Origin of the sequence: Cupriavidus sp. YAF13, assembly GCF_052113425.1 — a bacterium.
In the GTDB taxonomy this organism is placed as follows: domain Bacteria; phylum Pseudomonadota; class Gammaproteobacteria; order Burkholderiales; family Burkholderiaceae; genus Cupriavidus.
Map to the genome: position 1 here is coordinate 120,056 of NZ_JBFRDD010000005.1, position 13,112 is coordinate 133,167.

At 61.8% G+C, this 13,112-nt stretch carries 9 protein-coding genes and 1 pseudogene; 1 reads left to right on the forward strand and 9 read right to left on the reverse strand.

All coding sequences use genetic code 11. The annotated features are described in order from the left end of the window. Window positions 1-13: 13 nt before the first annotated feature. The 4 genes from AB4061_RS06475 to AB4061_RS06490 form a co-directional block, all read right to left on the reverse strand. Window positions 14-1,318 carry an amidohydrolase gene (locus AB4061_RS06475; protein WP_441632138.1) on the reverse strand — a complete coding sequence of 435 codons (1,305 nt, stop codon included), beginning with the start codon at window positions 1,316-1,318 and terminating at the stop codon, window positions 14-16. 314 nt (window positions 1,319-1,632) lie between these two features. After that, entirely contained in the window at window positions 1,633-2,370 is a 738-nt protein-coding gene (locus AB4061_RS06480; RefSeq protein ID WP_441632017.1) for a hypothetical protein, read from the reverse strand. A gap of 677 nt (window positions 2,371-3,047) precedes the next feature. Then, window positions 3,048-5,360, reverse strand: a complete 2,313-nt coding sequence (locus tag AB4061_RS06485) for a two-partner secretion domain-containing protein (RefSeq protein ID WP_441632019.1) — start codon at window positions 5,358-5,360, stop codon at window positions 3,048-3,050. Window positions 5,361-5,733: 373 nt separating this feature from the next. Further along, complete coding sequence (locus AB4061_RS06490; RefSeq protein ID WP_441632021.1) at window positions 5,734-7,419, reverse strand: ShlB/FhaC/HecB family hemolysin secretion/activation protein; 1,686 nt, start codon at window positions 7,417-7,419, stop codon at window positions 5,734-5,736. 206 nt (window positions 7,420-7,625) lie between these two features. Between AB4061_RS06490 and AB4061_RS06495 the strand changes: the two are divergent. Continuing rightward, window positions 7,626-7,775 (forward strand): annotated as a pseudogene (locus tag AB4061_RS06495) (carboxymuconolactone decarboxylase family protein); the annotation flags it as partial. A 111-nt stretch (window positions 7,776-7,886) separates the two neighbouring features. On the opposite strand, the gene AB4061_RS06500 reads toward AB4061_RS06495, so the two are convergent. The 5 genes from AB4061_RS06500 to AB4061_RS06520 all read right to left on the reverse strand — a co-directional run bounded on the left by AB4061_RS06500 (window position 7,887) and on the right by AB4061_RS06520 (window position 13,033). Further along, window positions 7,887-8,882 (reverse strand): fimbrial protein, encoded by a 996-nt coding sequence (locus AB4061_RS06500; protein WP_441632023.1) that lies wholly within the window; start codon window positions 8,880-8,882, stop codon window positions 7,887-7,889. A 628-nt stretch (window positions 8,883-9,510) separates the two neighbouring features. Beyond that, window positions 9,511-10,545 carry a fimbrial protein gene (locus AB4061_RS06505; protein WP_441632025.1) on the reverse strand — a complete coding sequence of 345 codons (1,035 nt, stop codon included), beginning with the start codon at window positions 10,543-10,545 and terminating at the stop codon, window positions 9,511-9,513. Between the two features lie 236 nt (window positions 10,546-10,781). Further along, complete coding sequence (locus AB4061_RS06510; protein WP_441632027.1) at window positions 10,782-11,135, reverse strand: hypothetical protein; 354 nt, start codon at window positions 11,133-11,135, stop codon at window positions 10,782-10,784. Window positions 11,136-11,206: 71 nt separating this feature from the next. Next, a complete protein-coding gene (locus AB4061_RS06515) occupies window positions 11,207-11,659 on the reverse strand; it encodes a fimbrial protein (RefSeq protein WP_441632029.1) in 453 nt (150 codons plus the stop codon). A 375-nt stretch (window positions 11,660-12,034) separates the two neighbouring features. After that, on the reverse strand, window positions 12,035-13,033 hold the full coding sequence (locus AB4061_RS06520; RefSeq protein WP_441632031.1) for a fimbrial protein: 999 nt from the start codon (window positions 13,031-13,033) through the stop codon (window positions 12,035-12,037). Between the last annotated feature and the right edge of the window lie 79 nt (window positions 13,034-13,112).

The window sequence follows — 13,112 nt, forward strand, 5'->3', positions numbered from 1 at the left end:
CGGCGAAGCGCGTTCAAGGTGCCGCAAGCAGGCTAAGTACGGCCAGGCTCATGGCGGTGACACCGGTCTTGATCGACGGCTCGGGCACCGGGGCGAAGTAGGGCGAGTGATTGAAAACCAGGGGCTTGCCGCCGCTCTTGTTTGCGGCCGAGACGTCTTCAGGGTCAAGCACTCCCACAAGGAAGAACATCGAGGGCACCCCCTCGCCGCCGTACTCCGCGAAATCCTCACTGGTCGTGAGCGGAAGCGTACGGGCCACCTTGTCCTTGCCCAGGCCGGTCTGCAACGCGGCCTCGACGCGTGCGACCACAGTTTCGCTGTTCACCACGCCGAGGCCATTGTCGGTAATCGTGATCTCCGGCTCAGGTGCGGCGGCCGCGCTTGCCGATGCCCGCGCAACGCGCCGCACCCCGTCGACAAGCAATGCCCGCACCCCGGAATCGTAAGCGCGGATGGTGCCGCGCAGGACCGCGCTGTCGGGAATGATGTTGCCCGAGCTTCCTGCCTGGAGCGCGCCGACGGTGATCACGCCGAATGCCATCGGATCCTTTTCCCGGCTCGTCACGGCCTGCACATCCGTGACGAATCGCGAGGCAATGATGATCGGGTCCAGCGCCTTGTTGGGTGCGGAGCCGTGTCCGCCACGGCCTTTGAAGAGGATCTCGAATGCGCTGGCCGCAGACGTCATTGGGCCAATGCTGTAACTGACCGTGCCGTAAGGCCGGGGATCCGTGTGCAAGGCGAGCGCTGTGTCAGGCTTGGGAAAGCGCGTGAACAGTCCGTCGGCCAGCATGGCCCTGGCGCCGGCGCCGATCTCTTCAGCCGGCTGCGCCACGAACATCAAGGTGCCGCGCCACTGGGCCTTCATGGCGACCAGGGCGCGCGCGGCGCCTACCCAGGTTGCCATGTGCAAGTCGTGGCCGCAACTATGCGCAACGAGGCTCTCGCGCCCGTTCCACGTGGTGACTGTCTTGCTGGCATAGGGCAGAGAGGTCTTCTCTTCCATGGGGAGGCCATCCATGTCGGTGCGCACCATGATGGTCGGGCCCGGGCCGTTGCGGTACAGGGCCACCACGCCAGTCTTTCCCACGTTCTCGGTCACCTCGAACCCGAGCGCGCGCATCTCCCTGGCGAGCCGCGATGCCGTGCGGGTCTCGGCGAATGCAAGCTCGGGGTGCGCGTGCAGATCCTTGTACAAGGCGTCCAGCTCGGGATACATGGTCGCCACCAGGCCGCTCAGCCGGGTGGCTCGCCCGTCGTCAAGCTCGCTGGGTTGTGCCAACGTTGCGGCACCGGCATTGACGGCGGCAAGCAGCATGGCCGCGGCCGCCGCACGGCGAGCGAACGCGCGTTTTTGTTGCGCTATCTTTTGCAATTTCTTCTGCACTTGGAGTCTCCTTTCTTCCTGACCCCCAAAGCAAATGCACCGGATCTAAATCCGTTGTTGGAAATGGGGACGTGCGTCTGGAGGCGTTGACGGGTAGCGTTGAGAGAGTTTGACCAACAGGGGCATTCTAGAGACGCATTCGCCCGATTTGAATCGGACAAGTATTAAAAGCACGGCGCTCAACCCTTCTTCCACGGCGGCCGAGATCGAGCACCGGAAATCGGCGCACGTGGAAGGTCGCAGCCTTACTCGTCGATCAGCCGGGAGTGCCCATGCAACGAGATATGCGAGTCGGGCGGCAGATAGGCCACGGCGCTCGGGCGCGAGCCGGCATCGTACGTCGGCATAGCCAACTTATAGCTAACGCTATAGCCCGCGTTATCGTCAGCGCTATCGCCCGCGTCATAGGCTACGGGCACCCTGGCGCTGCGCGCGGCCGCTTGCCTGGCAGGAATCGGCGCGGCATACGAATGCCTGCGGGCTACGGCGTGCTGGACCGGCGCGGCGATGGGGCTGATGGTTGCGCTGGTGATTGCGTTTTTAGCCTGCAAAAGGGCGGGGAGAGGAGCCGCGGGCGCGGGCGAGCCAACCGCGGCCACCACGGCTTCCGGCTGCTCGGCCACAGCGGCTTGCAGCCCCGCATCTGGTGCGGGCGATTGCGCTGGCGAAGACACGGGCGAGGACACTGGCATGGACACAGGCTTGAATGCGGGCAAGGACGCGGGCAAGGGCGCAGGCGCGGGGCCCGTCAACCAGGCCGCCACCAGCCACGCCGCCACGGCCGCCATGCCGCAGCCCACCGTGCCGGCGGCCAGCCCGCGCAGCCGCTCGCGGCGCAATGCCCGCACATGGGTGGGGCGCGTGGCGGCAAGATGGATTTTCACGGCCTCGGCACGGTATGCAGCGAGCGTATCGCGTATATCGAAGCGCGTGCCCCATGGTGGCGGCACATCGAGTTGGGAAGGAATAACGGAACTAGACAAGGCTTACCTCCGAAGCGCAAAAGCGACGCAACGCTGCCGGCCTATCCGGGCGAAGCTGATCAGCGGGCCGATATTAGCACCGCAAACATGGGCTGAGAATCGGACAAATCCGATTCTGCGTAACGGCGGACCCGGTTCTTGATTACCGGGCTCTGGACCTAGATGCGTGTGTGGACTGAGGAGGAAGGCAATTGTCCTGGCTTGATCAATTCGGACTTATCCGATCTCCCGCGCCATTAAATTCAGACTTATCCGATTTCCTGCGCCATGAAACCCCGTTAGACTTTTGTTTGTCGGCATACCCCTATGTGTCGACGATCTACCTTTGCAGAGTGGGTGACCCCCTCCGACCCCGCAATCGCGCCCCAGGCTGTTATCCCCGTGACAGCCTGGGTTTTTTTTGGCGCGACGTGACGAACATCAGCAAAGTGGGCAAAGGGCGGAATCGACATTGGTTAAAGCGCCAAAAACCCCCACGGCGCTTTGCCTGGAAGGAAATCTCTCCGCGGAAAGAGAATTGCGGAGGCTCTTTGTAGTGAGTCGGTCCGTTGCGGCAGCGGTCAGATGGTTGGGCACCAAGGTTTAATTGCAATCTGCACGAAAGGCAGGCGCCGGGACGGCGCCCGCCTTTCCTTGGCTCATCCGCGTCGTGTTATGCGACGAGTGTCTCTAGCGCGTCAGTACCAGCGCGTATTCCAGCTGATGGACATCGTTTGCCACCAGGGGCGGACGACCGGGACCTGTGCGGACCAGCCTTGCTGTACCGGCCAGATTTGCTGTACGGGCCAGACTTGCTGCACCGGCCAGACCTGTTGCACGGGCCAGACCTGCACAGGCCAGACTTGCACGGGCTTGGCTTGCTGAACGGGCTTGGCTGGCTCTACCGGCTTGGCTTGTTCCACGGGCTTGGCCGGCTCCACCGGTTTGGTTTGCTCCACGGGCTTGGCTGGCTCTACCGGCTTGGCTTGCTCCACGGGCTTGGCTGGCTCTACCGGCTTGGCTTGCTCCACGGGCTTGGCTGGCTCTACCGGCTTGGCTTGTTCCACGGGCTTGGCCGGCTCCACCGGCTTGGTTTGCTCTACGGGCTTGGCTTGCTCGATGGTTCCGGTGTTGGAATACAGCGTCGACTGCACTTTGACCTTGCCCTGCTCGGCGGACATGCGGTTCGTATTGGTGAACATGAGGCTGGAGACCTCAACGTTGCCACGCTCGCTGGAGAGAGTCCCCCTGTTGCTGGYGGTCGTCGCTTTGACCGACAGATCCCGGCTTGCGGTGATATTGCCGGAATTCGAGAACGTCGTCCCATTTACCTTGGTGGCTCCGGTCGCGCTGCTGAGCCTACCTGTGTTGGTGATGGTTGTGCTATTCACGGCGAGGTCGCCTCCCTGGGCAAGCACATTTCCATCGTTGATCAGGGTTGTCGTACGTAACGAAAGCGCACCGTCTGCTTTGATGGTGTTCTTGTTCTGCAACGTGGTTGTGCCCACCGTGACGTCGCGGTCCGACTCGATTGTCCCGCGATTGATCAGCGTCGTCGAATTGATCGAGGTACCGGACGCGCCGCGGATCGTGCCGTCATTTTGCATGCTGTCCGAGCGAATATCAGCGGTGCCCGCCGCGATCAGTTGCGCGCCGGACTGTATGCTGAGCTTGTTCTCGGTGGCCTTCCCGGCGGCAACGAAGCCGGTGCCGCCGCCGCTGGCGTTCTCGTCATTCGGAGGGAGCGGACCAGTGACCTTGCCGTTTCCGTTACCGATCGAATTTCCGCTTTCGTTCCAGCTTACGTTTCCGTTTCCGTTACCGTTGCCGACCGAACTTCCGTTCCCGCCCCAGTTTACGTTCCCGTTTCCGTTCCCGCTGCCGACCGAATTTCCGTTTCCGTTCGAGCCTACGTTTCCGTTACCGTTATTGTTACCGATCGAATTTCCGTTTCCGTTCCAGCTTACGTTGCCGTTGCCGTTGCCCGTCGAGTTGCCGCTTCCGTTTCCGTTACCGTTGCCGATCGAATTTCCGCTTCCGTTCCAGCTCACGTTTCCGTTGCCGTTGCCGATCGAGTTCCCATTTCCGATCGAGTTCCCGTTCCAGTTTCCGTTCCCATTCCCGTTGCTCTGAGAGGGCGAACCAATGACATTGCCGCTCTTCTCGACCTTCAGGTCGCCCGTGAGCGCTTGCACCTTGCCTGCGATGTTAACGCCGGCGCCACCTTCGGTGCTCCGCAGCGAAATGGCGTTCGCGTACATGCCGCCAAGCGCGGCCACGTCAATCGCGCGCGCGGGCACGAGATCGTTCGCGTTGGTCTGCCTTGCGTCGATGCGGTCGCCGTCATACGCGATATCGTTGCGGCCTGCCACGGCGCGGATCTGGTCCTTTGCACGCACCACCGCATCGATCTTCATGGAGCGCGACAGCAGGTCCACCTTGTCCACCGTGCTGGCATCGAACCCCTTGCCGCCGATGGCGATGTCGCCGCCAGCCACTACGAAGCCGGACACTGCGCCACCGCTGGCGAGGGTCGGCGTGCCCGTGGTCAGCGTGACGCGGGAGGCGTTCAGCACGCTGCCGCCATCCACCGAGATGCCGTTCGGGTTGGCGACGATCAGCGCGGCGCGCTGCCCGGCAATTTCCGTTGCACCGTTCAACATGGTGCGGGAGTTGCCGACCACTTCATTCAGGATGACGCTGGCGGCGCCATTGGCGAGTGTGGAATTGCCCGCGACGTTGCCGCCGATCTGCGTGGCAGCACCGTTGGCGCTGTTGTTGAGCACCAAGCCATTGGCGCCCACGTTGTAGTTCTGGAACTGGTTGTGCGATACGCCGGCGGCGTTTGGCGCGTTGATCTGCACGAGCGGCACGCCATTGGCCGTCGCGCCGATAGCCGGACCGCCAGGTGCCGCGCTGATCTGTGCGGAAGCGATGGAGGCGTGAAGCGCCGGGACGGCCAGCAACAGTGCGCGCAGCAGGGTGCTGCAGCTGGGCTGGCGGGCAATCATGGATGTCTTTTTCATCATTTGGGCCATGTAAGTAAAGTGAGAGACGGCAGCCGCCGGCATACGGAGATTCGTGCCGATAGGGGGCGGGCATGCCGGGTCAGGGTGCTGGAGCTTCAGTGATGGCTGTGGTTGGCTTCCTCCGTCAGGTTGTGGATCAATGCAATTTCCGTTCATCCGGCTTTCGTGCGGGCACCGTATGCGGGCGGGAGTCGCCGGAAGCAGAACGCTGTTTCGCTCCCCTCTCCCATGAAATGGGAGAGGGGGGTGAGGGAGAGGGGGGCTACGGCAGCGCGGGATTCAGCCCGGCGATGAATCGCCGCACACGACAAACAACACACAGCACACAACACACGAAACCCGGATGAACCCAATGTCAAAGCTTCATGGATAGCTGCACGGCCACCGTCACCCGGGCCGCCTCGAACCCGGCCGGCTTGGCCACCGGCATGCCAACCGACACGTCGTAGCCAACCCTGCCGTACGCACCTCGGATCCCGAGCGCCGCGCCAACGAGCGTTCGCCCTGCGAGTTCGCGCGTTACGCTGCCACCCACGGCGCCCGCGTCTGCCGCGGCATAGGCTTCCTGCCCGGTGTTCCCGATCGCCAGTGCGACTTCATTGCGCAGCACCCATCCGCTTTGCCCCACCAGGGTGCGCGAGCCATCGAAGCCGCGCACGCTGTACCGGCTGCCGATCGAGAGCATCTCGGTCGCTGGAATTGCATTCGGCGCGGCCTGCGCATTCATGCTGGCGCGATAGCCCAGGCGTTGCCGGCCGACGGAGAAGGGCGCGTCGACGCTCGCGTTGGCGCTGAGGATGCTGTAGCGGCCGTTCCATTGCGTTCTTCCGCTCACATAGCCGCTGTTGGCCGACCACGCGGGAATGCTCCCGCGCAGGCTGAGGCCACCGGTGAACGTCATGCGGCGCGCGCGTTGATAGTGGGAGTAGCTGAGCGTGTAGCTGGTGATGTCGCGCGTCTGCACGCCGATCGGCCATTCGCCAAGCCGCACGTCGTCCGACCGCCGCGACAGCTTGGCGCGCACCGTGCCCTTCATGGTGCCGGTACGGTAAGCCACGCTGCCGGCGCCCACCTCGAACGTGCGCGTGCGGCCCGTGTAGGGCAGGTTGCCGGCGGTCGTGGCGATCGTCTGCAGGAAATCATACTGGTTCGCGCCCACCCAGAAGGAGCCATAGCCATACGGCACCGTCCATTGCAGGCCCATCGCGCGCGATCCCACGGTATGGTTGCCGAAGTGCGCATCGTTGTTGTAGGTGGCGATGAGCTGGTCGTACAGTCCCAGGGGCGAGTCGACCACCAGTACGCCGCCGAGCTGGTTCTTGCCCGTCGCGTCGATGCCGGAATTGTCGGCGGTGACGATGGCGCGCCAGCGGCGCACCGCTGGCGCATGATGAATGGCGAGATCGGTCTGGCCAAACTCCTTGCCCGGCTCCAGCACCATCCGTACCGATGCGTCGCCGGCCACGGTGCGGATGTTCTCCAGTGTCTGGTCGAGATCGCGGAGATTGAGCACATCGCCTTCGCGCATCGGCATTGCCATGTGGCGGCGGCCTGGGGCGTCGCCGGTCTCGGCGATGCTGCCGATGCGGCCGGGCACGAGCTCGATCTCCAGCTTGCCGGCGCGCAGGTCCTGCTGGTCGATGAGAACTTGCGTGGTGAGATAGCCGCGCTCGATGAGCAGGTAGCGCAGATGATCGCGCAGGCGGGTGACCCCTTCGGATCCGACGCACACGTCCCGCACCTGCACGGCGCGCACGAGCCATGCGAACGCCTCGGCGTTCTTCCATGCAAGTCGCGAGATGTCGAAGCACGGCGACTCGGCGGGAAAATCGAGTATTGCGTGCGGGGAAGTCTCGCCACCGGACAGGACCGGCGCCGCGGCCGCGGCGCGTGTGAGCGCCTCGTCGACCTGCTGCGCCTGTCGGCGTGTCGCTTCGCTGGTCTCGGCCGCCGCGTGCGGTGTCAGGGACTGGGCGATGCCGGGAGAGATCTGAAGCAGGAGCAGTGCCGCTGCGCCGCCGATCTTAAGGATGGATGTCATGCTGCCAATGCTGCGCGCCCATGTCTGAAACACGGGTGCGGAATTGTTGCGGAAGCGCTAGCCGCCGATACCGAAGCCGCTTAGTGGGCCGGGTGGCAGTCGCTGTGTCTGTGTCGATGCTGTCGTTATCGAAGCAGGTACATTCTGAGTGTCTTAGGCAGGGAAGACAATCGGACAAGTTTGAATATGCGGCGGAATCTTCGAGAAAGTTCGGCGCGTTTCGCCGGTATCGCACCGGCCTGCCACTGCGCCTGCCGGATCCGGCGACGCGCGTCACCGCGGCGCGGTGGCGCTTGCAAGCGGAATGGCACATTCACCATCCGATCGCGGTCGATGCAGGCCTGCCCGCCGCGACAACATGCTGCGACGGACGCGCGGATCGCGTCGTTGACTACCTCGCCCTGTGAGCGCAGTCCGGTCGAATCGCGATCTTCCGGTCTTGACACGGTGACGCGGCCAGTGCGCTCTTACTGGTAGTCCACCAGCACGGACATCATGCCGGAAATCGTGCCGGGAGTGACCGTCGCTTCAGTTTGAACGTAGCGGGCCATCATCGGGATCGAGTAGGTGCCGCCGGTCGAGGTGCTATAGGCGCTGAGCGGCTGCCGTTGATTGAACGTCGCGGGCGTGCCGTTCGCGCCAGTGATCTGGATCGCCACGCCCTTCGCCGTCGAGCCGCCGCTGACCGGCAGCGCGCCGGCGAAGGCGGGCGCCGTGCCTCCGATGGGGGTGAGCGTGTAACCGACGCGTGCGAAGCCGGGTGGGCAGTTGTTGAAGCGAAGCTCGAACCCTTTCGTGCCCGACTGGTCGCCGGTCGATCCCACGCCCTTGAGCTTGTGCAAGACCATCCCGGGCAGCGCGACGCTTTGATCCGGCGTCGAGCAGGTGCCGTTGACCAGCTTGACGGTGGCCGCCAGGGCGATCGCGAGACCGTAGGTGTTCGGCGTTACCATGCACATATCGCCATCATTTACCCAACGAGTCACCGTGCACACATAGAAATAGGACGGGTTGCCGCCTGCCTGGCCCGCGAGGCTGCCGGCCGCCAGCGGGCGGTCGTCGCGCACCAGTTGTACTTCGAGTGGCGAATTGACCGTGATCTCGCTGCCCCATTTGACGTTGAACGCAGTGATGGGCTGGCCATTGACCAGCAAGCGAGTCGAGATGCCCGATACGTTGGTCGCGATTAACGGCCCAGTTGCGGGTGAAATCCCGCCGTATGGCCAGAGCGATATCGCATTAATCTTGCACGATGACGAGGAGCAGAGTTGACTCAACGGAATCGTGTAGCGACTGATCACGGTGCCTGTTGGCAGGGTGGCTGGCAGGTTCAGCGTCGTTCCAAACGCCGTGACCGCATCGAGTGCAAATGCTTTCGGCGAAATCAACACGACGAAGACAAGAACGAATGCCGGGATCAGGCGCGCAGCGAGACCGCGTAGGATCTGATGGAGTTGTTGCATAGCAGAAATATTTCCCTTCCCATCCGGTAAACGAGGGAAACCGAGGTTCCCCTGTGCCACCCCAATTTTTCGGATCATGCATTGCGTTGTCGGGACGCGCGGGCTTGATCTCGGATGCTATCGGGATTGCAGGCCGTTTAAAATCGGACGAGTATTAAAATGCATTCCGTCGACGGAAATACGTCGTCGTTAGCGTATCGAGGGCAGGTCGATGCCGCGTTCGGGCAAGACGCTCCCGATAGATTGTTCCTTAAGCTATCCTTAAGTTGTTGTGAGCGGTAGCGCGGTAGGGCGAGACCGTTGGCCGCGCGGTCGCCAACTGCCGCTTGCCGTGATAATGGGTAACTCATCGTGAACGTAGCGAGGCCATTCGCATAGCCGGCGTCACCTTCGATGCGGTCTGGATGTACTGTGCCGTCAGATAATCGACAGACTGACCGCCAACCGTTACCGTTCAGGCCGCCTGCGTGGCCGAAAAACGAAAAGATAAAAGCTGGCTGCCGCGAAGCCAAACATTGCCTTGCGGCGACAAAACCGTGCATCTATCCTTTCGTGGCACTACGACCTCCTTGGGGTTTCCTGCGTCGGTCGAAAAATCCAGCGTATCTCTTTCAAAAACCGGTCTGCACTACTGATACGAAAACGTGATCGTGCTGAGCGCGCTCACGGCACCCGGCTTGATCGTTTCCGCCGTCTTGATATAGCGCGCTTCGAAGGGCAGCGAGATCACACTGCCAGTTGCCACAGATTTACCGACCAGCCACTGATTAGTATTTCCCTTGGCCGATGAATCCGGCCCAAAATTCAACGGACTGGTCGTACCTTGCTTCATTATTTGAATACCCAAGCCTGTTGCCGTCGAATTCTTCGCCAGGCTAAGGATATTGCCGGTATTCGCAGGATTGGTGGCATCCGTCAACGTTGCATAGACACTGACGCCCGCATCGCATTTGAGTCCCAACGAAAACGGCGCCGACTTGGTGGCAGAGACATCTCCTACCGCTTTCAGGCTATGCGTTACCAACTGCGGCATGACGACCGTGTTGGTCGCGCCGGACGTGATCGTGCATGCTTTTGCTGTAACGGTGATGCTCAATGCAGATATACCTATCGACTCTCGATTCGACACGACAGTTCCATTCAGCATGGCGCCTAGGGTCGAGGTGGTTTGAGCCGGGACACGATAGTTTCCCGTTGGGACAGACCCCGTTACGACGAGCGTCGCCCGCTGGTCGTAGCCCCAACCGCCAGAGCCCGATGGTCCGGCCGGAAGCACAATTGGCTTAGCCCCAATAGACACCAATGGCACGTTGAGATTTCCTGTTTCCAGTGCGTAACCTATGCCGGGAATTCCGGTTTCAAATACAGCAGCGGGGCCGGTTTTGCTCTGATACGTCACACCCGGAACGACTCTCCCGAGCGGCGTTACGAGGATTTCATCGATCTTGCAGCTGGCGTTGTCGATTTGTGCAACATATGCGGTGCTGGCAGTCGATGACGGAAACTGAATCCCTGGGGCTAACGAATCTCGAACATGGCTGATCGTGGTCGGAAGCGCCGGCGACGGAGTCCAACGCGAATCTACCCTACAACCGGCAAACGCTGATTCAGACAGAAACATGACGCCCAGGATTAGAGCACCCGAAATCATTTTAAATAGCATATGAAGTCCACTTACCATATACGTGTCGGATCCATCAAGGTTCCCAATGCCATCCGAACATCGGAATGCATCATCGGGTGCATGTTCCCATCTCTGCCTAGGCAAGATGCCCGCGTTAACGTCACATCCCGCGCGTCGCGGCCGCACGACTCGACACGGTCGGCGCATAGTCGTGCGCACGGCAGCTCGAGGCTCCGGGTACGTCGCCGTGCGTTTCCGCACCGGCAGCGACTACATCAGCAAGGCAGCGGGCCGGTGTGATTGAGCTGGCGATAGGCAAATTGCAGGCTCCATGGCGCGTAAACGTAGTGCAGCGCTCGCCCCACGGCTATGCCGGCGGCTTGCGGGCGGCCCTCATCGCGCACCTTATCGCCCGACTCGTTGCCCAGCTCCATCGCGACAAGGACCAATAGCGCCGCCTTGACGTCGGAGTAACGGTCGCGTGGCAAGAGCCTGGCCGCGATGTTCTGGGCCATGTCCTGCTTTTGCGGCGGCAGGCTTGCCAGGGATGCGGTAGCCAGCGCGCAGTATCCGCTGCCCTTCGAGGCAAGCTGCCATAACTGCCATTTTCTCGGGGAATTCATCTTCATTGGAGAGTCCTTATGTCTTCAAGTCGTTGTCAGCGGGGCGGCGGGGCAGACCGAACCGAAACCGGTTGACGCTACTGATACGAGAACGTGATCGTGCTGCGCGCGCTAGCCGTGCCTGGCTTGATGGTCGGTTCGGTCTTCACATATGTTGCGTCCAGGGGAATGTTGAGGCTGCCCCCCGACGCCGCCGAGCGGCCGACATACCATGGGTTGGTGTTTCCCTTCGCCGACGAATCCGGACGGAGCCCCAGCGGCGTCGTCTCGCCCGAGCGGAACATTTGAACGCCAACGCCGGTTGCGGTGGAACTGCCGGACAACGTCAGCGCATTGCTGGTATTGGTCGGATTCGAGGCATCCGTGAGTGTCGCGTACAGCCTCACATTGCCATCGCAATTCATGTCCATGGAAGAGGATGCCGATGCATCCGACACCGCGCCGACCGACTTCAGGCTATGTGATACCAGGGTGGGCAGCACAACGGCATTGGTCGCTCCGGATGTCACCTTGCGTCCGCGCGTCGTCACGTTGATCGTCCCTGAGGCTCGAAAAGCGGGGGTATCTGTAGTGAGTTGCTTACCGCCTGCATCCCGCGGCCTTGCGGCGACCATAGCCTGAAGCGGCATGGTGAAAGTGCCAGCGACAAGGCGTCCTGAAGCAACAAGGATATCGAGATTGCAGGTCGTTTAGAATAGGACGAGTACTAAAATGCGTGCCGTCGACGAGGATACGCTTCGTTGTTAGCGCATCGAGTGCTGGGCGATGCCGCTTGCGGGCAAGGCACCCTCGATCGGTGGGTTCTCAAGTGGTCATAAAGGCATTGTGAGTGGTAGGGCGCTAGGACACTAGGGCGGCAGGGCGAGACCGTTGGCAGTCCCACCGTCAACGGCCGCTTGCCGTGATCACTGGTAACTCATCGTGAACGTAGCGAGACCATCCGCCGCACCCGGTGTCACCTGCGATGCGGTCTGGATGTACCGTGCCTTGAACGGGATCGTCACGGCGTCATTGCCGAACTGGCCGACGAACCACTGATTCGGATTGTTGCTCTGGGAAGAATCGGGGCCATAGCTGATCACGCTATCGTCGGTGCCGCGCTGTAACTGGATGCCGATACCCGACGCCTTGGAGTTCGACGACAGGGACAGCACGGCGGACCGATTCGCCCAGTTGCTGCCGTCAGTCAGCGTCATATACATCCGCGTGACCGCGCCCTGCGTGCCGCCCGAACACTGCAGCCGAATCTCGAACGGCTGGCTGTTTGTCGTGGTGCCAACGCCCTTGAACGCGTAGGTCGGAATCCTGCCAAGCGGCACAGCGACGGAAGGCGTCGTCACCTTGCATGCCGGCACCTGTGGCCTGATGGCGAGCGAGCCGTTGATGAAGACGCGTCGAATTGCCTGGTTGCCGTGATCGCGCAGCGTAGTTGCTCCAATTTCGCCAGTCAGTGTCCCCGACGCCGTGATCGGGCCTGTTTTGACCAGTTCCACGTCGAGTCCCGAGGCTGGGGAGAGACTTTCGTTCGCCCCTGTAAAGGTAAAGCTTTGCGGCCACCAGGAGTTATTGGCGATGCCTTTGATACGCACACCCACACCGGATACCGGCGTGGCATAAGTGCTAAAGCGCCCCACGGGCCCTTTCCCCTTATAGTCGGCGACGCCTATAGATTGCCCACCACAGGAGATGTTTCCGCCCGGCCCCGATGCTTTCCCGGCACCCGAGAAGAGAACCGTACCGTCAGGCACGGCAGGATCAAAAGTGGGGGCGTTCCAAGCGGGAAGCATGATTTCCAGATAGTCGACCATACCACCGGGGGTGGCCTCTATCGTACAAGGCCTGCCGGCTGCCTGTGCCGCCGAAAGATGAAGAGACGAAAAGATGGCTGCAGTGAAGCCAAGCATTGCTTTCCGGCAACACACGGCGCTTCTTTGAACAATGGATGTTCTTCGTGGCATTTTGATTTCCGCAGGGTTTCCAGCG

Bases quoted from the DNA above. Each gene is read 5' to 3' on its own strand.
- AB4061_RS06520 (WP_441632031.1), bottom strand. From the start codon at position 13,033: ATGCTTGGCTTCACTGCAGCCATCTTTTCGTCTCTTCATCTTTCGGCG.
- AB4061_RS06510 (WP_441632027.1), bottom strand. From the start codon at position 11,135: ATGAAGATGAATTCCCCGAGAAAATGGCAGTTATGGCAGCTTGCCTCG.
- AB4061_RS06475 (WP_441632138.1), bottom strand. From the start codon at position 1,318: ATGCTGCTTGCCGCCGTCAATGCCGGTGCCGCAACGTTGGCACAACCC.
- AB4061_RS06505 (WP_441632025.1), bottom strand. From the start codon at position 10,545: ATGCTATTTAAAATGATTTCGGGTGCTCTAATCCTGGGCGTCATGTTT.
- AB4061_RS06490 (WP_441632021.1), bottom strand. From the start codon at position 7,419: ATGACATCCATCCTTAAGATCGGCGGCGCAGCGGCACTGCTCCTGCTT.
- AB4061_RS06500 (WP_441632023.1), bottom strand. From the start codon at position 8,882: ATGCAACAACTCCATCAGATCCTACGCGGTCTCGCTGCGCGCCTGATC.